The sequence below is a fragment of the Sphingobacterium sp. SYP-B4668 genome (genome assembly GCF_027627455.1).
In the GTDB taxonomy this organism is placed as follows: Bacteria; Bacteroidota; Bacteroidia; order Sphingobacteriales; family Sphingobacteriaceae; genus Sphingobacterium.
In genome coordinates this window covers 3917383-3938449 of the sequence record NZ_CP115483.1, presented here as the reverse complement: position 1 = coordinate 3938449, position 21067 = coordinate 3917383, and the positions used below count along the sequence as shown (strand labels likewise).

At 41.6% G+C, this 21067-nt stretch carries 14 protein-coding genes; 13 read left to right on the top strand and 1 reads right to left on the bottom strand.

The features are described from left to right. The first annotated feature begins 251 nt into the window (after positions 1-251). The 7 genes from OQ289_RS16150 to OQ289_RS16120 all read left to right on the top strand — a co-directional run bounded on the left by OQ289_RS16150 (position 252) and on the right by OQ289_RS16120 (position 10728). A complete protein-coding gene (locus tag OQ289_RS16150) occupies positions 252-830 on the top strand; it encodes an RNA polymerase sigma factor (protein ID WP_270087881.1) in 579 nt (192 codons plus the stop codon). A 70-nt stretch (positions 831-900) separates the two neighbouring features. Next, complete coding sequence (locus tag OQ289_RS16145; RefSeq protein WP_270087880.1) at positions 901-2106, top strand: FecR family protein; 1206 nt, start codon at positions 901-903, stop codon at positions 2104-2106. A gap of 194 nt (positions 2107-2300) precedes the next feature. Further along, positions 2301-5534: a TonB-dependent receptor gene (locus tag OQ289_RS16140; protein WP_270087879.1), complete on the top strand. Its 3234-nt coding sequence runs from the start codon at positions 2301-2303 to the stop codon at positions 5532-5534. A gap of 29 nt (positions 5535-5563) precedes the next feature. Continuing rightward, complete coding sequence (locus tag OQ289_RS16135) at positions 5564-7003, top strand: RagB/SusD family nutrient uptake outer membrane protein (protein WP_270087878.1); 1440 nt, start codon at positions 5564-5566, stop codon at positions 7001-7003. 30 nt (positions 7004-7033) lie between these two features. Beyond that, positions 7034-8398, top strand: a complete 1365-nt coding sequence (locus OQ289_RS16130) for an FAD-dependent oxidoreductase (protein WP_270087877.1) — start codon at positions 7034-7036, stop codon at positions 8396-8398. Positions 8399-8408: 10 nt separating this feature from the next. Beyond that, complete coding sequence (locus OQ289_RS16125) at positions 8409-9524, top strand: hypothetical protein (RefSeq protein ID WP_270087876.1); 1116 nt, start codon at positions 8409-8411, stop codon at positions 9522-9524. A gap of 829 nt (positions 9525-10353) precedes the next feature. Further along, on the top strand, positions 10354-10728 hold the full coding sequence (locus OQ289_RS16120; RefSeq protein WP_270087875.1) for a hypothetical protein: 375 nt from the start codon (positions 10354-10356) through the stop codon (positions 10726-10728). 92 nt (positions 10729-10820) lie between these two features. On the opposite strand, the gene OQ289_RS16115 is transcribed toward OQ289_RS16120, so the two are convergent. Then, positions 10821-11462 (bottom strand): hypothetical protein, encoded by a 642-nt coding sequence (locus OQ289_RS16115; protein WP_270087874.1) that lies wholly within the window; start codon positions 11460-11462, stop codon positions 10821-10823. A gap of 398 nt (positions 11463-11860) precedes the next feature. Here OQ289_RS16115 and OQ289_RS16110 point away from each other — a divergent pair, with 398 nt between their 5' ends. The 6 genes from OQ289_RS16110 to OQ289_RS16085 all read left to right on the top strand — a co-directional run bounded on the left by OQ289_RS16110 (position 11861) and on the right by OQ289_RS16085 (position 21040). Then, entirely contained in the window at positions 11861-12439 is a 579-nt protein-coding gene (locus OQ289_RS16110) for an RNA polymerase sigma factor (RefSeq protein ID WP_270087873.1), read from the top strand. A gap of 87 nt (positions 12440-12526) precedes the next feature. Beyond that, positions 12527-13678, top strand: coding sequence for a FecR family protein (locus OQ289_RS16105; RefSeq protein ID WP_270087872.1), 1152 nt, complete (start codon positions 12527-12529; stop codon positions 13676-13678). Positions 13679-13863: 185 nt separating this feature from the next. After that, a complete protein-coding gene (locus OQ289_RS16100; protein WP_270087871.1) occupies positions 13864-17223 on the top strand; it encodes a SusC/RagA family TonB-linked outer membrane protein in 3360 nt (1119 codons plus the stop codon). Positions 17224-17226: 3 nt separating this feature from the next. After that, positions 17227-18699 (top strand): RagB/SusD family nutrient uptake outer membrane protein, encoded by a 1473-nt coding sequence (locus OQ289_RS16095; protein WP_270087870.1) that lies wholly within the window; start codon positions 17227-17229, stop codon positions 18697-18699. A gap of 16 nt (positions 18700-18715) precedes the next feature. After that, complete coding sequence (locus OQ289_RS16090; protein WP_270087869.1) at positions 18716-19471, top strand: DUF4843 domain-containing protein; 756 nt, start codon at positions 18716-18718, stop codon at positions 19469-19471. Between the two features lie 27 nt (positions 19472-19498). Beyond that, complete coding sequence (locus tag OQ289_RS16085; RefSeq protein ID WP_270087868.1) at positions 19499-21040, top strand: PKD-like family lipoprotein; 1542 nt, start codon at positions 19499-19501, stop codon at positions 21038-21040. Positions 21041-21067: the final 27 nt, after the last annotated feature.

The window sequence follows — 21067 nt, the reverse complement described above, 5'->3', positions numbered from 1 at the left end:
AGGACAGTTGTTGTACTCAACATTAATACATTTATTTTTGGTAACCATAACTTATGAGTGTGTTCAATCAGTAAATAAATCGAATATAAAATTTATAGGGCTGTTCACCCGTCTGTATATTTTTTATGCAATAAGAGGGGTATACTGATACGTTTTAGTTTGTAGCAGTACGTTTTTTGTTAGCAGCCTGATACATTTGTTAATCTGAAAATACTAACTTTAATTGTCTTCAATAGTTATATAGCCAAGAGATGAATCAAGGATTTCCCAAAATATTGCAAGAAGATTTTGTAAGGTTTAAATCTGGGGATCAAATCGAATTTCGGAAGATATTTAATATTTACTACAAGCTCATCTATCGTTATTCGCTTCGGTTTCTCAAGCAGCATGAAGACACCGAAGAGTTGGTTCAAGAGGTTTTTATTCTGTTGTATCTCAATCGAGAGAAAATTGAGGATGCGGCAGCAGTTTATCCCTATTTATTTACTATTACCAAGCGATTGGTTATTTCTAGCTTTAGAAAGAAGATAATTGAATCAAAATTCGAAGTTCACTTACAGAATATATGGAAAGAGGAGGATTATGATACCGAGGAATCCCTAGCCAGTAGGGAGCTCAGTTATTTTTTAGATAGGGCTATAGCCAGCTTGCCAGAAAAGCAAAAAGAAGTATACGCCATGAACAAACTTGAAGGCTTATCTTATCAAGAGATAGCAGACAAAATCGGTATTTCCAAGAATACCGTAAAGAATCATCTAATTACAGCATCCAAGACTGTCAAAGTTATCATGAGAGGTATTTACCTAATCTTCTTTTTGATGAAAATTTAAAAAACTCAGATTTCAACTAGCCCTTTTTGCTCGGGAGTTCGTTTATACATATAACCAACCATTATAAACATTGAAACAGGAGCAGCTCATTATTTTGATTCATCAGTATTTGATAGATGCTATATCTGATGAAAATTTAATTCAACTACGGAATGAATTAAAACAAAAATCTGAAGAAGATTTGTTGGATATCTGGGATAATTTTTCCGAATTCCCTAGTGATTTATCTCAAGATGTCCCTAATAAGGGTGATATATTTGATAAAATAATATCGGATGGTAGGGTACAGTCAGCTATCGTCCAAAAGAATAGATTGGTATCGCGGCATCGTCTACGAATCATTTCCATTGGTATTGTCTCAGCGGCAAGTTTAATCATATTTCTAAAGTGGGGTATAGATTATTTCCAACGGCCGCGAACTACAGATCAAACGTTCGTATCAAAGGAGGCGGGGGAAGCAATTTTACCAGGAGGGAATAGAGCTCGGATTGTATTGACGGATGGGGCCGAGATTGATTTGGAACAGTTAAAGCCCGATACTGTTATTCATTTAGCCGGGTATAGTCTCCAGAAAAGAGCAGACGGTTCAATCAGCTATATCCTTGATAACGATGTCGATTCGAAAACAGTTATTTATAATACCATTGTCACACCAAGAGGAGGGGAGTATAAGCTTAACCTTTCGGACGGTACCCAAGTATTCGTCAACTCGTCTTCGCGATTACGCTATCCTGTTAGATTTGAAGGTAGCAGTCGCCAAGTCGAATTAGATGGAGAAGCCTATTTTGATGTGACCAAGCAGTTTATAAATGGCCACAATATTCCCTTCATCGTCAAGACAGGTCCGCAGGTTCTCGAGGTACTCGGCACCATATTTAACATTAATAGTTATGGTAAATCTATTCAGACAACCTTGGTCGAAGGTTCTGTGAAGCTATCCTATGGAAATGGTCAAAGCCGGATTATCAAACCCAATCAACAATCCAATTATGAACCCCAAGCCCATTCCTCCACTATAACAGAGGTGGATCCCTTCTTTGCTATAGCTTGGAAAAACGGGTCGTTTTCGTTTGAAGATGCTTCCATTTATGATGTTATGGAAAGCGTTGGTCGTTGGTATGACGTTGAAGTACATTTTAAGGGTGACTTTAGTGGCGAGCGGTTTTCGGGTACCATGTCAAGAAGTGACGATATAGAGAAGGTATTGAAAACGATAGAATTGACGGGAGAGATGAAATTTAATCGTACTGGAAGGAGGATTTTAGTTATGAAATAAATTTATTTGAGAATATAAAGACGCAAAAAAATCAGGTGTGGTAGGACACACCTGATCGCTTAAGCCTTTTAGGCCTGAAGATTGACGTCGCCCCTGTTTGAACAAAAGTATAACAACCAATCTTATCGCAAATGTATAAAAATTACGCGATACCTGCTTCTATTTGTAGGTGTCTAAAACCTAGATTGTTATTGATGAAACTATCCTTGATTTTACTACTCGTAGTTACACTACAAGTTAGTGCATTTTCATACGGCCAGAAAATAACGCTTCAAAAAAATAATGTGACCCTCTCCTCTGTTTTGCAAGACTTACAAAAGCAAAGTGGCTACCATATCTTTTATGATAAATCACTACTTCCATCTAAAGCCCTCATAAGTGTTTCGGTAAAGGATGCTGCTTTTGAAGACGTCCTGAGAGACTTGCTGACCAAGCATGATTTGGATTACAAGAAATTGGAGCGCAATATTGTCCTTGTTAGGAAAGAAGGTAGATTGACAGCTGATACCGACGATATGAATGGGTATGCCAATCAAGAAAAAGTAATTATTGGCAGTGTCCAGAATATCGAGGGCCAGCCTCTCGCTGGGGCTACGATTTCAATAAAAGGGACCAACATCCGTACCTCTACTGATGAGCAAGGGAATTACTCCATCAAAATCCATGATACTGAAGCTATTATTTTAGCCTCTATCCTTGGCTATAAAGGTCAAGCCGTTCGTGTTGGAAGCCGGTCGGTGGTTGACATAGTCTTGGAAGTCCAGCCCGACGAATTGGATGAGGTAGTCGTTGTCGGTTATGGTACCGTCAAAAAATCAGACTTAACCGGCTCCGTTTCACAGGTCAAATCCAAGGAGCTCAATGCCTTTCCCAATGCCAATGCGCTACAGGCTTTAGCCGGCCGAGCACCGGGTGTACATATTCGTCAAAGTTCAGGTGCTCCTGGACCTTCAATGTCCGTGCGGGTACGTGGCGGTAACTCCATCAAAGGAAGTAATGAACCCCTATATGTTATCGACGGATTTCCAATAGCGGGCAATAATCCAACAATTATCAGCCCTGCCGATATTGAGAGCATTGAAATCCTTAAGGATGCTTCTGCGACCGCCATTTACGGTTCGAGAGGAGCCAATGGTGTGGTTATCATTACGACCAAGAAAGGGAAAGAAGGACGTACGAATGTCTCTTTTGAGAGCAGCTACAGTACACAACAATTGATACGCAAGTTGGATTTAATGGATGCACAAGAATATGCGCGTTTTTATAATGAACAGGCCGTCAATGATAAGTTAGCTCCCTATTTTACCGAGGAAGACATCCAGAATTTCGGAGAAGGTTTTGATTGGCAGGACTTCGTATTCCAACGTGCTCCTATGTATACCAGTTCGTTGAGTGTTTCAGGTGGAAATGAAAAGACCCAGTTTTCCATTGGAGGAAGTTTCTTCGGTCAAGATGGAATAGTTAAAGGCAGTGATTACGACCGTTATTCCTTACAGAGTAACCTAAAGCATCAGATCAGCAAAAAATTTACGGTTGAATTGAACAGTGTATTGTCAAGACTAACGACTAAGCGAAGAGATAGTGGTGGTGGCAATCGAGGCAATTCTATGATAGCAGCTGCAATTTCTGCGCCCCCTATACTTACTCCATTCAATGATGATGGATCTTATAGGATATTGCATACGGCCTACCCCTTTTTGGCGACCGACCTACGCAATCCTATTAATTGGATTAACGAAAGTAAGGCGGAGACCAAGGCTAATTTAGCCTTGATAAATGCCTCACTCTCTTATCAAATTACTCCTGATATCCTGCTTAAAATAGCTGGAGGTCTAGAGAATCGAGATGACCGTTCCGATAATTATACCTCGACTAAGTTTTTTGACAGTCCTGGTAATGCAAGTGTTTCTACCTCTCAGCAATCCAGTTTATTGAATGAAAACACCCTAAATTACAGAAAGGTATTCCAAGAAAAACATAGCCTTTCAGCGGTTGGGGGTATCACGTATCAAAATTTTGTCAATACATCACTGAATGCCAGTGGTACCGACTTCCTGTCAGACCTGTTTGAGACCTACAATCTGGGAGCGGCGGGCACTCCGGGAGTACCGGGATCCGGATATGTCAAGTCCACACTGATTTCGTTTTTAGGCCGTGTCAACTACAGTTATGATGATCGCTATCTGGCCACAGTAAGCTTTCGTAGAGATGGCTCATCTCGTTATTCATCAGGGAGCAAGTGGGGTAATTTTCCGTCAGGAGCATTAGCATGGCGAGTTTCCAATGAAGATTTTATGAAAGGTATGCCAATCGTTTCCGATTTAAAATTAAGGACCAGCTGGGGGCTTACCGGTAGCCAAGCGATAGATCCTTATACTACTTTGAATCTGTTGTCATCCGGTAAAACGATCTTTGGTAACGAGTATTATAATACCGTAGGGCCTTCTACACGGCTGCCCAATGACCTCTCTTGGGAGACTACCGAACAATTGGATGTAGGGGCAGATATTGGGATTATGAACAATCGTATTCTTCTTACAGCCGATTTTTATGTCAAAAATACACGTGATCTATTGAGTGATGTTCGCTTGCCCTCTTCTATGGGCTATACCTCCACCATTCAAAATGTAGGAAAAGTGCAAAATAAGGGAGTGGAGTTTGGAATCGAATTCAAGCCCTTTACCCGGGCCTTTACTTGGGATGTACAAGCCAATATTTCCTTTAATAAAAACAAGGTGATTAGTCTCTATAATCAGGAAGACGTGCTGCGTGATAATATTGGTATGATAATCGTCAGCGATGCGACCAGTATATTACGCGAAGGACGACCAGTAGGTCAGTTTTGGGGATATGTAGAAGATGGTTATGACAGTAAGGGAGATATCATCTTTCGGGATATCAATGGTGATGGCAAGATCAGCTCGGCAGACAAAACGTATATAGGCGATGCTAATCCCGATTTTACTTATGGATTCAATTCACAGATGAGCTACAAGAACTTTGAGTTTTCTTTTTTCATACAAGGTACCTACGGCAATGATATATTGAATGCGAGCTCCATTACCAATACCATGGACTACGGATTTGGGTTGAATATGCCTAAAAACGTTTACCAAACCCATTGGTTGCCCGATCGTACAAATGCAGACTATCCACGTATTAGTCGTTCTACTCCTGTAAAAATGTCTTCTAGGTTTATAGAAGATGGGTCGTACCTTAGGTTGAAAAATATTTCACTGGCTTACAACTTGCCCTTGACGGCCATGAACTTACAAAAGATACAGCAGTTGCAAGTTTATGTCAGTGGACAGAACCTATTTACGGCCACGAAATATTCATGGTGGGATCCCGAGACAAATTTTAGATTGGACCATAATACCTACCCCGCGGCAAAATCTATCACTTTCGGTATTCGCGCCGCGTTCTAAGGATTTTTATACTTGATAACATGAAGAAAATGAATAAAAATATAAAGCGAGGCCTATCCTGTCTATTGGGCGTCAGTTTACTTTTTAGTGGATGTGAAAAATCTCTGGAAGAGGCACCCAAACAAATTGCAGTCGAAAATTTTTATAACACTGTACCAGAGGTGGAAGCCGCTGTAAATGCAATCTATAATCCGCTCCGGAATGATTTGATTAGCAACTATATTGCCACCTTAGAGTGTCAATCAGATTGGATGTATGGCAGAGGGAGTTGGTCTCCGCTAAGTAATTTTCAGGGATTGGATGATGCTAATATTACACGCGTTGAAGGGTTTTGGAACAATTTCTATTTAGCTGTTCGCAATGCTAATTTAGTCATTCTTAATTCCCCCGCTGAGCAGGTGTTTGTCCCATTTGTCGGTGAGGCTAAGTTTTTGCGCGCATATAGTTATTTTCAATTGGTGCGAAATTGGGGTGACGTCCCCTTGCGTACAGAGGCCACAATGGCCGAAAAGGATTTAGCCCGCAGCTCATCCGAAGTAGTCTATCAATTGATTGAAGCGGATTTACTCTCCGCTATCGAGTCTCTTCCTGTTACCCCCTTGGTGAGCGGTAGACCCAGCAAATGGGCCGCTCAAGTATTATTGGCAGATGTATATCTTCAATTGGGACGTTATGCCGATGCAGCCCAACATGCTAAAGAGGTCTCAGAGAGCGGATTTAGTTTGGTCGGTGTCAATGAAAAGAAGGACTTCCAGTATAAGATTTTCGGTCCAGATATCATCTCGAGCAGCGAAGAAATCTTTGCCTTCAAATATGCCCGCCTACCTGGTCAAGGTAATTATATCCTGTGGATTTCCAATCATCCCAGCACCAAATTATTTACTGCTGATGGTACAGGTGCTTATGCCGTTCACGGAGATGCTACCAATCCCAATTACCTAAGCTGGAGCGATAATGATATCCGAAAGCAACTTTGGGACAAAGTCAACTTTGGTTTGGGGCCCAATACCTTAGTAAGTTCAAAATATATAGATCCAAGTGCGCTGGATCGCAATACGGCAGGCAACGACCTACCCATATACAGACTATCTGATGCCTTGTTAATCTATGCCGAAGCAGCTGCTCGTGCCAGCAGCTCAGTCAGTTCCGCGAGTATGGAAGCACTAAACAAAGTCCACCGTCGGGCCTATGGTTTCGCACCAAATTCCGTATCTGAGGTTGATTATCAAGTGGCAGATTATACTTTAGACGGTTTTATCGATCTCGTCGTCCAAGAGCGTGGATACGAGTTTATGTATGAAGGCAAGCGATGGCTGGAATTGAAGCGTATAGATGAAGTGAATAAATATATCGAGTATGGAAAAGGGAAGACCGTCGTCCAAAAACACTTACTATGGCCTATTCCGCTTTCCGAAACGAATTACAACGATGCAATTGATCCGGTTTCAAATCAAAATCCTGGATACTAATCTCATCATAAAGATATAAAAATGGAAAAAATGAAAAGACGATCGGCGTTAGCCGCTCTAGGAGCTTTATCCTTGGGCCTAACATCGACAAGTTTATTAAAAGGCGAGGTTTTGCACAAACCTCGTGCTATTGACAAGAAAACCATTCATACCGATATATTGGTGGTAGGTGGTGGGACATCAGGCGTAGTCGCCGCCATTCAAGCTGGTCGGGCTGGTAAAAAGACCGTTTTGGTAGAGAATGGAAGTATGCTGGGGGGGACGACTACCACAGGAGGAGTGGCATTTCCTGGCATTTTCTTTGCCTGGGGCAAGCAAGTGATAGGTGGTATAGGCTGGGAATTGGTCCAGGAAGCTGTTGCCTTGAATAACGATCGCTTGCCAGATTTTACCGTCCCTCATGGGAGGTGGCATTGGAAGCATCAAGTCCGATTGAATGGACCACTCTACGCTTTGGTAATAGAAGACAAATGTGTAGAGGCCGGGGTTGATATTCGCTTCTACGAGACCCCTGTATCCGTGGTGGAGCACAAGAATGGCTGGAAGGTAACTACCGTCGGTAAAGGCACCCAAACAGACATCTATTGCAATCAGTTGATTGACTGTACAGGAAATGCTCTTGTGGTGTCATTAGCTGGGTTCAACCTTTTGCGAGAAGCTGAGATTCAACCCGGTACCCTTATGTTCAACATTGGAGGGTATCAGCCCGATCAATTGGATATGAAGGCCATTGCACAAGAATTTAATCAGGCCATCGCTCGGGGTGATTTGATTAAAGGTGAGTTTTTGAATGTAGAGTCCCTGCTTCGTAATGCAGGTGATAATGTTCAGCATATCGCTGGTGCTGATGCTACGACCTCCACATCGCATACATTGTGTAATTTGAAGGGGCGTGCTTCCCTGCTGCGCACGTTTAAATTCCTCCGCAAGTTACCTGGACTAGAACAATTGAAAATCCTTGACATGCAGAATGAAACTGCTACACGTGAGAGTTATAGGATAGATAGTATCTATAATATTACCCATGAAGATTATGTCACCGGTCGGCATTTTGATGATTCTGTTTCTTACTCTTATTACCCTATCGATCTACACGATGCACATGGTGTAGTACCTAAGCATCTCGAAGAGGGGCGGGTGGCTACCGTACCTCTGCGTGCGCTGATTCCCAAAGGAAGTCGTAATCTTATCGTCGCTGGTCGATGTCTTGGGAGTGATCGCTTAGCCAATTCTGCTCTACGAGTACAGGCTTCCTGTATGGGAATGGGGCAGGCAGCAGCGGCAGCAGCCGTATTGGCCCACAGTAAAGATACCACCCCTGCTAAGATCAATATTGTTGAGCTCCAAGAACTGTTGACTCAGTATGGAGCGATTGTTCCCAATAACAAAGCATGATATTAGTGTAATGGGCAAGTGTATTTTAAATCTTATCTTATTAGGACTTTTGGTATTTGGCAATGGTTGGACCCTGCATGCCCAAAACATTTATCAAGGTACGATCAAATATTTCAACACGGCAACGATATTGCAAGATTACTCACATATTGTCCCCATTCCCGTAGATACCGGGAGTGGGGTTTTAAGTAAGGATACGTTATTTCAATTGGTTTCGAAGGTGGATAAACCAGTTTCCTATTATCGCAAGATTGTCAAAGAAATCTGTTTTGATGGCAGTTGCCGTGTTTTGAAAGTTAATCTGTATTGGAATGTAACAGGACGTTATTTAGGCTTTGAACTGCCTCCCCAGGAGTTTCTAAGTAAAGCCGAGCACAAGCCTTTTGTGTCGCAAGAGTATGAGCAGTTACATGCTATACTCGCTGATAGCCTTTCCGCTTTGGGTACTTATCGTTACGAACAATTGATTCCCAAACAGGCACCTATTTCGTTGGTAGATGGTGTTACCCGCCCCACATCTATAGATGTCCTTCAGCATGTGGTCAAGGGTGCGGTATTTACCACCTATTCGATGTGGCATTTGGTTTATGGGCAGATGCAGCGTGATGTCGAAGAAGCCACCGCTTCCACACTAGATGCAGTGTTGTTGGCGGATATCATGCAGAGTCCGGTCCCTTGGGATTGGATGTGGGGTTTGGATAGAGTGTACTTGGTGGTGGATGCTCCAGATGCCTTGAAGCAAAGAATCCTTTCGTTCATCAGCAAGGATTCATTTGGTCTCGCTTCGAAAGCGATTGCCTCCATCCCGGATCAATGGTGTGTTGATGTTGATTTTCAGCAAGCCCTTTGGTCTAGATTTGATAAGGTCCCATTTGCATTAAAGCCTAGTTTGATTCAAAAATTATCTAAGAGCCAAAGTCTAGACAAATCCATTTTACTGGCGCTTAGCGAGCAGCTTAGCGGCTTCAATGGGGCATTGTTGGATGCTGCTTTGACCTGCCTTCAAAAGTATGCTACGATTTATCCAGAGATAAAATTGAATATCGTCGCATTAGCCAAGCACAATAATCCTTACATTGCCAAGCAGGCTCAAAAAATTCTTCAAGAAATAGACAAGCGTAAATAGTAGGACGTGTTTTTAAGAGTGCAAACTACGGATAGCTGCAAGCAAATGTGGTTCAATAGCTCCAATCTTTGATTCACTTGTTGTCGATTTTCGGTTGGGGGCTGTGCACATCCATTCAATTAAGGCACTAGATTAAGCAATGCAAAGAATGTATAGATTTGTTTGATATCCTCATTTTTGTTTAGGTGATGCTTTCCATCTAATCTGAGTACAGGTCCCTTAAATGTGGAAGTCGGTAATCTATCTGCCTATGCTCCGCAGACCTTCCGTCGTTCAGGTGTGATGACCATAATCATAGATATGACAGGACTCGATTTTAAGTATTCTAAATTAGTCAATGATTCACAAGGATATCTATACATAAGCAAATAATCCCAACAGCGGTAAGCCATAGGATCGACCTTGTCGACAACGGATTCACCTTGCCGCAGGTATTCCGCACGAGCCTAGGTATCGATTATGAGGCCCTGGGTGACTAGAAGTTTACGGTTGAGGGTGTACACCCTCAATATTAGCGATGTCATGTTCTAACAACTCAATACCAAGGACAATCCGTTAGGTACGGCTATGATTGAGATAAGCAACATATATCTCCACATCGTATAAGTTGCTAGAGGCCCTCCTTAAATAACATAAATATCCTCATTATTTTAAACGATCACTAATGGTTTAGCGAGCTTGTGTGCTCACGAATATAGCTTGACCAACCATTAACTTTTCTTTCTACCAACTGAAATAGCGGAAAAAAACGTATCTTACTCTAGGTAAGGTGTTAATTAATAACTTCTTATGGAGTTTTTGCCTATGTGATACATTAAATTATTTCCAAATGGTTGTTACAACTAATATATTTAATAAAGCCAGCTTGATTCTTTTTCTAGTTGTTGTTTTTAATTCCCTTTCCTGTGTACAGAAGGTTCAGAGCAGGCAAGTTGTGGGCGAATGGCATTCTATACAAGGTATGGATGCCAAGTTGAAGGTCGTGGTCACCCGTAGCGGCCAAGCAACTCTTTTTCAAGTGGAAGATGGGGCTACAACATATTCTCTACCGGCATTATACTATGATCCTCAAAAAGATGAATTTAAAGTAGACACACTGCCAAGTTTGGCCGAAGGAGATTTAAATATCAAAGTAATCAAATTTGCTTCAGATACGATGTTGATTGATGTCAGAGGCCAAGTTAATAAGCTCTTACAACCATAAGTTAATAAATGTAGTTTTGCTCATCATCATACTATCATCTGTATCTCAATGTACTACCGTAGGATACCCCATGCTTTTTCTGGGAGATGGTTTCAAGAATTTAGCGAGGGGTGGGGTACCGTATAGGGTGTCATGAGGATTGCGATTCCGTCTTTACTTCTTGTTATCGTAAGTTCTAGTGTGGTTTTATTTGAAAAACTCAGGTCAAATATATTCTCTTCCTCTGTGCTGATGGAGATATAGTCAGTGGAGTCGAGTAGGTATTTGCCGGAATGTTTGTTTAATACACCTGTATAGCCAATAATTAGTTCCTTAGACGGGATGAATTTGGATTCTCGTATCGGGAAATAGGCAGTTGCATTCCGCATGTTTAGCGGCTCCAAGAATCGACCTGTAAAGTAGGGAGGCTGGGTCTTTTGCTCCCACGAGACCAATTCCATATTCTTTATCGGCAGTTCAATTAAATAGCTCGCTTGTCCATTTGATTTTAACTTGGTTACTTTCTCCCCATATTTATACAAGAATTGACTTGTTATTCCATATAGTTGTTCTCCCCCTCGTGCTTTTATCAACGTGTCTTTGATTTCTTCGCCATACACCTTCTGCGATACCGTATATTCCTTGGACAGGGATATAATTACCATTGAATTATAGGCAAACAGCGCTATGTAAGCAACTCCTGCTAGGCATAGTATGGTTAGTATTATTTTGAAGTATTTTGTTTTCCTGAACATGATATCTGTATTTATCTACTATCTTTCAATCCATATAGATCCCCTATTTAGGTTCTTGACCGTTGGACACGGTGTACCGATGTCCAAAATCTGGTGCTAGTGAAACAATAATCCAAGAGTGTTACCATATCACCATGTCTTATTTGTTAACGACCTAATATAAATACTTTAAACCATTATTCGAGGTAATTTTGACAGTTCATCCCGCATTCAGTTTAAATTGTCTACGGGTCTATTGCAATGATGATATAGCATATGCTTTTTCGACCAACCTGACACTATTATCTTTTTAACGTGTTAATCCTTCTAAGTTTGAGCTGTTTTACAAGACGATTTATTTGTGCACTACCGGACCTTTCCAAAATCTTTATTATCTTTGTTTTAGCATCCTAACTTAAATGGAAGACCACTCTCCCGATATCGACGAAATATTGATTCAACAGATTCAACTAGGCAATAAATCAGCTTTTGAGGAATTGTATAATCGTTATAGTAAGGTGCTGTTTTTATATATTTACAAGAAACTTGATAATCAGGAGGAAGCTCAAGATGTGGTCCAGGAAATATTCACCCGAATATGGATCGATAGAGAAAGTCTCCATATTCATACCTCTACGTCTGGATATTTATTCCGACAAGCCCTAAATAGGTCGCTCAACATTTTTAGAAGTCAAAAAGTCTCGGATAGTTATATAGACTCCTTAGCTAGCAATGTGAATTATTATGCCGAAAGCGCAGACGAAATGACACTTAAGAATGAGTTTCAAGAAGTCATCAACAAGGAGATTTCCCATCTCCCTAATCGCATGAGGTCAGTATTTGAGTTACGATATAAAGACGGATTAACGAATAAAGAGGTGGCAGAACTGCTCAAAATCTCTGAACATACGGTATCCACTCAAATGAAACGTGCTCTAAAACTTCTAAGAGGTAAATTAGGGGTTGTCATTTTTGCCTTTCTCCTTCAAAATATATAAGACAAAATAAAAATAAAATAGATGTACCCTCACTGCTTCAGTAAGGTGTCTTGTATATAAAGCGGTTTTCTACCGCCTAAACCTTATATGGATAGAAAAGAACAAACACGAGCAAAGGAACTGCTTTCCAAGTATAAAGAAGGAACCTGTACACATCAAGAAACTCTTTTGATTGAAAGATGGTTTCACGCTTATCATACAGATCATAGCGCTTCTTTATCGGACGAAAGATTAGAAGAAATCGACCGACAGATTTATGATAAGCTGAATCGTGATCTCTTTCCTCCTGTCAAGAAATCTATACCGTGGCGCGCGATTGCAGCTTCATTGTTTCTTGTTGCGTCATTTTCAATTTGGATATATATGTCTCGTCAACCATCATCGGTTGGTCCCGCTATCGTGAGCAATCAAGTTGTCGATATAGCACCTGGTAAGGACGCCGCGGTGCTAATTTTGGATGATGGTCGTCGAGTGGAATTAGGTGATAGTCTGAGCGAAGGCACTATTGTAGAAATGGATTATCAGATCAAGGGAACAAATAATGGGCAGCTGGAGTATGATTTAATTCATCCATCACCAAATCTAGCATCGAGCGATAGATTTAATACAATTGTGACACCTCGTGCGGGCGAGTATTCCGTTGTCTTGCCAGATGGGTCTAAGGTTTGGTTGAATGCGGCTTCGAGCATCCGTTTCCCCCTTTATTTTGGTCGTACTAGAGAAGTTTATGTAGAAGGGGAAGCTTATTTCGAGGTCCAACATGATCGGTCGAAACCTTTTAAAGTACATGTCGGACATCAGCTGGTTGAAGTGTTGGGTACACATTTTAATGTGCGATCCTATCGCGAAGAGCGTAGTACGAGTACCGTGCTCGTTAGTGGGTCTGTAAAAGTAAGCACTGCCGGAAAACAGGCGGTACATCACATTCTCAAAGCTGGTGATATGGCAATATCCAATGATTCTAATCAGATTGATGTATTGCAGGTCAATCCACTGAAGTACAAAGCATGGAAGGATGGTGACTTTTTCTTTGATGGTGAGAGTTTACAAGAAATTATGGATATAGTGGCAAGGTGGTACGATGTGAAGGTCATCTATCCCGATACGCCATTAGATCGAAAACAATATGGAGGAATTATTTCAAAAAAGAAAAATCTCTCTGAAGTACTTAAAGTTTTGGAGAATAAAGGAGGTGTGAGGTTCAAAATTCAAGGAAAGGAGGTGACCGTGATTAAATAACCTTTACCCAACAAATGTCTTGATAAAAAAGAAGCCAAAAGTACAGCGAATACTTTTGGCCAATAATCAGGGCACAAATCTTAATCAACAGACTATAATTACCCTAAATCAAAAGTATGAAAATTAACCAAATTTCGTATAGGCATTTTTGTGGCCCAAAAAGCTGGTACGATCTTATATTTCTTATGAAAATAACCATATTAATCCTCTTCGCATGTGTTATGCAGGCGAGTGCATTATCTGCCTTTTCGCAGCAGGTCACGATATCCAAGAAAAACATCAGAGTAGAAGAGTTGCTGATGGAGATTCGAAATCAAACCCAAGTCGATTTCTTTTATGACAAAGCCGATTTGAGCAAAGTAGATCTTATTTCCGTCAACTTTTATAAAGTAGATCTGCATACTGCTTTAAATGAAGTTTTCGAAAAATCTGGATTAGATTACAATATCAAGAACGGTGTTGTATACGTCAATAAACCCAACAATTTAACAATCGCCATGACCCCGCAGCAATTGGTGGTCCAAGGTGTGGTCACTGATCAAGATGGACTCCGACTTTCCAATGTAAATATTGAGGCTCGTGGGGATCGATCGCTGTCTGTTGGCAGCCGCAGTGACAATCAAGGAAAGTTTAAGATTATGGTCAATTCCTTGTCCGATACATTACGTTTTTCGATGTTGGGCTATGAGAAACTTTCTGAGCCCCTCCGTGGACGACGGGAGATTATGGTTACGCTCAAGCAAGCCGTGATGGAAATCGAGGATGTCGTGATCACAGGTGTATATACACGTAAGGCCGAAAGTTTTACGGGTGCATCGATGACGCTCAAGAATGCGGATCTAAAGAAAGCCGGTAGTGTCAATGTGTTCCAAGCATTGAAAAATATATCCCCAGGGATGTTTTTAGACAATCTCGAAATGGGGTCCAATCCCAATTCCTTACCCAATCTACAGATTCGAGGAAATGGAAGTTTGCCCATCCAGGAGGCTGATTTGACTCAAGGTCTCAAAGGGAATTATTTGAAAGACCCTACACAGCCTTTGTTTATCCTAGATGGATTTGAGGCGAGTGTCGAGCGTATTTTCGATTTAGATATAAATCGTATCGAGAGTGTCACCATCCTTAAAGATGCAGCTTCCAAAGCGTTATACGGTTCCAAAGCTGCCAACGGTGTTATTGTTATCGAAACTTTCCGAATGACCAGTGATAAGCCCATGATCACCTATAACGGTAGTCTTAATATTGAGATGCCCGATTTAAGCAGTTACAACTTGACCAATGCCGCTGAGAAGCTGGAAGCGGAGCGAATCGACGGTATGTACTTGCCCGCAAACGGCGTCGATCCTGCAGGTGATTATTTGAAAATTCAACAATTATATAACAGCCGAAAGAAACTGATTGCTGAAGGATTGGACACCTATTGGTTGGCCAAGCCCTTGCAAAATGGTATCGGGCAGAAGCATGCTTTAAGTATAGAATTGGGCAATAAGGATCTCAAAGTGTTGACTGATGTTCTTTATAATAATGTCCAGGGGGCTATGATTGGATCTTCTCGTCGCAATATGGGGGGGAGTATAAGCGCTTCTTATCGGCTCGACAACTTTTTGTTCCGTAACCTCACTTCGGTCACTCAGAATAGAAGTAAAGATTCTCCATATGGCACGTTTGATGAATACGTCCGTATGAATCCTTATTGGCGAGCCACTAATGTGGATGGTACCATACCCTATTATGCCGAAATCTTACCCGATGATGTTAAGGTAACCAATCCTCTTTTTAACTCGACTCTTCAATCAAAGTTAGAAAATTCGTACCTCAATCTTACGAATAATCTATATGTAGAATGGACTATGAAGCCGGGTTTGCGAGCTACGGGTCGTTTTGGTATAGATCTTAAATCCAGCGATGCGGATGAGTTCTACCCAGCCAACCATACTCGTTTTGAAAATTATTACCGTGAAGATATTTATCGTAAAGGTTCTTATCAGGTCAACAATGGGAAAAGCAGTTATGTTTCGGGTGATTTGAACGTCAATTATAGTAAGGAGATCAATAGGCACTATATTTTTGGTAATATAGGTTACAACATCAGTCAGCGGTCATATCATGAACTCACCCATTTTGCAGAAGGGTTTCCGAGCGATCGTTTACAAGATATTATTTTTGCCAGATCCTATGCCCTAGATAGCCGTCCTGCTGGTATTGATGGTATCACTCGTGATATGGGATTTTTGGCTGCTGCCTCCTATATGTGGGACAATCGCTTCATGACGGACTTTACCTACCGAGCCAATGCCTCTTCTCAGTTTGGAGCAGACAAGAGATGGGCTTCTTTTTGGAGTGCCGGTATAGGTTGGAATCTTCATAATGAATCCTTTCTAAAGGAATTGGATTGGGTTGAGCAATTTAAGCTTAGAGGATCTCTCGGAGCTACAGGAAACCAGAATTTCAATCGAAATGCTTCTATTGCCACCTATAAATATGCGCTCGATGCTTTCTATCAGGGTCTACCGGGATCTCAATTGATTAATCTGGCCAATCCAGGTTTACAATGGGAATCATCATTTGACTATAATGCTGGTGCCGATATTAGATTCAAGAGGCTAGGGATTCGATTTGATTATTATCAGCGTTATACCCAGAATTTGTTGGCCGATGTTAGCGTCCCAATTTCTACTGGGTTCAATAGTGTGAAGGATAATCTCGGTAAAATAAAAAATACAGGACTGGAAGGGTACATAAATTATACCCTTTGGCAGCAGGGGCGTGATTACTTCAGTATCCAAGGAGGCATTGAGACCAATACTTCTAAGATTATTGAGTTGTCCAATTCGATGAAAACGTACAATGAAAAGATGGATGCCATCGCCAGTGATTTGGGAAGAGGTAAGCCCATCCAAAAATATCAGGATGGAATGTCTATGGATGCCATTTGGGCCGTTCCATCTTTAGGGATCGACCCTTCTACCGGAGATGAGATATATGTCACCCAAGAGGGGTATCAGACCTACCTTTGGAATGCTAGTGATATGGTCGTGCAAGGAGTAGCACGGCCCAAGTACCAAGGTACATTTGGGTTTAGTGGAGAGTACAAAGGGATTGGCCTCAGTGTGATGTGCCGTTACCTAGGTGGCGGCCAACTCTACAATCAGACGCTTGTCAATCGGGTAGAGAATGTGGATATGGCCTACAATGTCGATAAAAGAGTATTGACTGGCCGCTGGTTAGCACCAGGGCAGAATGCTCAATTTAAGAGATTGGGTACTTATTACTTTGTAGATGAGTCGGGCAAGGGGAATACTGCCCAAGAGATGACACGCGCTACATCTAGGTTTGTTCAGGATCGGCGAGAACTGACTATTTCTGCTGTTAATCTATATTATGATTTCTATAGACACGATTGGTTAAAGAAATCCCGATTACAAAGGCTCAGAGCCGCCTTCAATATGAATGATCTGGCACAGTTTTCTTCTATTACTATCGAGAGAGGTACGAGCTACCCCTTCTCTAGGACCATGTCTTTTTCATTAACTGCAACTTTTTAGAAAATGAAACAACGTAAATTATTTATACCCGTATTACTAGGCTTGATGTTGATTAATCAATCTTGTGAAAAGTGGTTTGATGTAAGCCCCAGCAATGAAATAAAAGCCGAAGAGCAATTTTCTTCGGTCGATGGGTTTAAAGATGCCCTACTTGGCATCTATATCGGCATGGGAAGTCCCAATGTATATGGACGAGATATGACTTACAATCTTGTAGATTTGCTTTCACAGCAATATACCAAACTGTCCAATACAGCTCTTTATTTTGCCGTTCAGCAGTTTGACTACAATTATGTGAGGTCGCAGGCACAGATTGAGAGCCTATGGGAAAAGCAATATAACATCATCGCAAATGTCAACAGTGCCCTCACACATCTAGACAATTCAGGTGTCCAGTGGAACGAGATTGAGTACAATATTATCAAAGGCGAGTTATTGGGATTGCGTGCATTTTTACATTTTGACTTGTTGCGCTTATTTGGTAGATCTGGTTATGCTGATCGTGGCGAATTGAAGAGCACCTTAACCATTCCTTATGTATTGCATTACGGTAAGGATCCCACTGGACAGCTTACTTATGAACAGACCTTTGCTTTAATCGAAAAAGATCTTAAAGAAGCTTCGGAGTTACTTAAAGACGATCCTATTTGTCATAAATCCGTTCGTTCATCCAGTCAATATAGTGAAATCAATCGGAACGGATTTTACGACGGCCGTATGCAAAGAATGAATTATTATGCTGTTCAAGCATTAGCTGCTCGAGTATACAGTTGGCAGGGAGGCGTCAATTTGCAACGTGCAGCATTAGCTGCCGAGGAAGTCATCCAGTATTCTGGTGCGCAATTGTTGAAACCCAATGTGGATGTCTCAAAAGACAGGACCATTGTTTCCGAGCATTTGTTCAGCCTCAACATCGATAAGTTTGCCAATATCGTTAACCCTCTGTTTGAAGGACAGGATGTAAGCGGGGTTAATTCATTGCGCATTTCCAGTACGGCCGCTGAAGAGCTGTTCGAAACCGATATTCCAACAATAGGACTTGTGGATGTCAGGTACAACACTCTCCTTGACAATCAAAGCTTGGCAATGGTTAGTAGCAAGTTAAAGCAAATCAATGAAAATCAGATCGGTTATCAATTGATGCCTTTAGAAAAATTGCCCGAGATGTACTATATAGCTGCAGAGTATTACGCTACCATCGATCTTTCGAAGGCTGTATCCTTACTAGAAGAAGTTCGCAAAAGCCGTCGCATTGTCGAGAAGCTATCCCTATCCATGGATCGATCGTCATTTTTTGTCGAGCTGCAAAGGGAATATCAAAAAGAGTATGTAAGCGAAGGACAATTGTTCTTTTTTTATAAGCGAATGGGCCTGGAGCATATTCCCAATTATTCTTCTCCCAATGTAATAGACGATCAAATTTATATGCTTCCCTATCCACAGCAGGAAATTGAATTTGGGGGAAGAGTCCAATAATTTAGTTTTAAACACGATGAATAGATATTATAGAACATGGAGCATACTTACCTTTCTGGTCGTATCGCTCCTCTTAAGTTGTGAAAAATCCGATCCGCTTTCTTTTTCGGCGGCTCCGGGCATTAGTTTTCAATACGGTATCGGCGGTAAGGAAAGCGCTATCAACTACTCTTTTTTAGGGAAAAGCGATCCGACACATACCGTCAAGATTCCGATGATTATTACCGGCTTTCCTTCTGATAAGGACAGAGTTTTCGATATACAGATAGTGCAAGACGAGCTAACTACCGCTACCCCGGAGCAATATGAGATCCTAGCATCCACTGTGCACGCAGGTAATTCGATCGATACATTGTACATCGCCGTCAAGAACTCCGAAGATTTGGAGTCTTCGGTTGCTAAATTACATCTGGCTATCAAAGAGAATGACAATTTTCAGCTCGGCATCCAAGAGAAGGATGATTTTCTCTTACAGTGGAGCGATCAGGCTATTATGCCGACTTGGGGCGTCTATTTCCGAACATTCTTTAGTGCTGCCGGTAGCACCAAGGCCTATCGCATATTTGTAGAGACTACTGGACTTACAAATTTTGTCGCCGCAGATTTTAAGAATTATCTACAGGCTGGTGCCGAAGCATTAGGGACAGAGTTTGGAAATTATATCAAACAATGGAATCTTGATCACCCGGATGATGTCTTGGTACATGATGATGGGACCCAAGCTGGAAAGCCAATTGTACCCGTCTATTATGATAAGTCAAAATATAGATAGTCATTAGTAACATTCAAACGAATAGTAATGAAAAAGAATAGAAATTATTGCTTGTTAATGGGGATTTTGATATGTTTCGGAATTTCTTGTAAAGATGATCTCAGCACCCTGGATGTTCACAAACTTCCAAATATAGAAGTAGATACAGTGGGCCAAAGTACCATTACCGTTAATCAATTTGACAAGTTCGAACTTGATCCCAAGATTAAGTTGGAGGGTATTACAGAGGCCGATCTGGAGTACGAATGGTCTGTCAATACCACCCCCAAAAAGACCGATTATGTAACCATTGGGGATACCAAAAAGGTGTCCTTCGAGGTTAATCTGTTGCCCAATGCATCGTTAGATGCTTATCAACTTCGCTTGAAGGTGACCGACAAAAAAAACCATCTGGACTACTTGATGGGTTGGCCCTTGAACGTGAAAAATGGTATTGGTGAAGGTGTGGTAGTTGTGGAGACCTATGATGGTGTCTCTACTGATTTCAGTCACCTGATGTCACCCTTAGTGACACCAGACTATGACAAGGAGACCATTCGTTATCGTATCCTATCTGGCGTCAATGGACATACTATAGATGGCCTGGTCACACAATTGAGATATACAAGGTCCAAACCCGATGGCACCATTTTATTAGGCTCCACTGAGCGTTCCCTATTTTCGGTCAAGACATTAGATTATTCATTGGGGGCTGACGACCAGCGACTGTTTTTTACGCCACAGCCTAGTTATGGAGCCAGCTATCTGACAGGGATGAGCCAATTCGACGTAGCGGTCATCAATGGCCGACTTTTCTCTACTTGGTTGCAATTGGGGGCATATGGCGCACCTTTTTCTACGCCTTATATCATTCCTGATGTTATGGTGACCAATGCTTTTCCTGGAGATGTCAATGTCCGGAATAGTTTCTACATCGAGAAGGAGGGGTTGTTTGCCTATCAATCCTCTATGCTTTCGGGAAGCGATCGTGAGATTTATCCAGTACCTGCGTCTACTAATGGTCCATTCAACCCCGCCGCTGTGCTCAATAAGCTGAATGTTGCGGCAGGCGTCAATACGGATATGGATTTTCTGCATCTCTTGAAAGACAAGTCTACCGGTAAGTACGAGCTGTACGTATTGGAAAAAGCTGGCTGGCATACTACTGATTGGTACGTGATTCCATCCCGTCCAAAGGCACGTATCGATTTGTCTGCTGCTCCCGAAATCGACAAAGCCGAGCATTTCCTTTTGTTGGACAATCAAAAGGTCATCCTATATGCCACTAAGCAAAAGATATATGCCGTAATGTATGGCACGCAGACAGCCACTTATAGCCTGCGCTATACTTCGCAAGGTGCGGACGAGATAACTGCTTTAAGTGTGTATCAGCAAGCTAACTATCCGATGGCGGGTCCGCCCTATTTTGAGCGTAATAATAAGCAGCTCTTGATGGGTACCCATGACGGTACGGGCGGTAAGGTCCATATCCTGCCACTCATCAATGAGGGAGTTGCCAATATTGACGTTCCCAACATAAAGGTCTACGATGGATTTGGGAAGATTATCAAATTTGCCACTCAACTATAGACGCATTCCCTTTAATGCCGGATAGGA

What these genes read in the sequence shown, in the direction of transcription:
- OQ289_RS16125 (WP_270087876.1), top strand. Translation starts at nt 8,409, where the DNA reads ATGGGCAAGTGTATTTTAAATCTTATCTTATTAGGACTTTTGGTATTT.
- OQ289_RS16150 (WP_270087881.1), top strand. Translation starts at nt 252, where the DNA reads ATGAATCAAGGATTTCCCAAAATATTGCAAGAAGATTTTGTAAGGTTT.
- OQ289_RS16130 (WP_270087877.1), top strand. Translation starts at nt 7,034, where the DNA reads ATGAAAAGACGATCGGCGTTAGCCGCTCTAGGAGCTTTATCCTTGGGC.
- OQ289_RS16140 (WP_270087879.1), top strand. Translation starts at nt 2,301, where the DNA reads ATGAAACTATCCTTGATTTTACTACTCGTAGTTACACTACAAGTTAGT.
- OQ289_RS16120 (WP_270087875.1), top strand. Translation starts at nt 10,354, where the DNA reads ATGGTTGTTACAACTAATATATTTAATAAAGCCAGCTTGATTCTTTTT.
- OQ289_RS16135 (WP_270087878.1), top strand. Translation starts at nt 5,564, where the DNA reads ATGAATAAAAATATAAAGCGAGGCCTATCCTGTCTATTGGGCGTCAGT.
- OQ289_RS16085 (WP_270087868.1), top strand. Translation starts at nt 19,499, where the DNA reads ATGAAAAAGAATAGAAATTATTGCTTGTTAATGGGGATTTTGATATGT.
- OQ289_RS16090 (WP_270087869.1), top strand. Translation starts at nt 18,716, where the DNA reads ATGAATAGATATTATAGAACATGGAGCATACTTACCTTTCTGGTCGTA.
- OQ289_RS16095 (WP_270087870.1), top strand. Translation starts at nt 17,227, where the DNA reads ATGAAACAACGTAAATTATTTATACCCGTATTACTAGGCTTGATGTTG.
- OQ289_RS16110 (WP_270087873.1), top strand. Translation starts at nt 11,861, where the DNA reads ATGGAAGACCACTCTCCCGATATCGACGAAATATTGATTCAACAGATT.
- OQ289_RS16100 (WP_270087871.1), top strand. Translation starts at nt 13,864, where the DNA reads ATGAAAATAACCATATTAATCCTCTTCGCATGTGTTATGCAGGCGAGT.
- OQ289_RS16105 (WP_270087872.1), top strand. Translation starts at nt 12,527, where the DNA reads ATGGATAGAAAAGAACAAACACGAGCAAAGGAACTGCTTTCCAAGTAT.
- OQ289_RS16115 (WP_270087874.1), bottom strand. Translation starts at nt 11,462, where the DNA reads ATGTTCAGGAAAACAAAATACTTCAAAATAATACTAACCATACTATGC.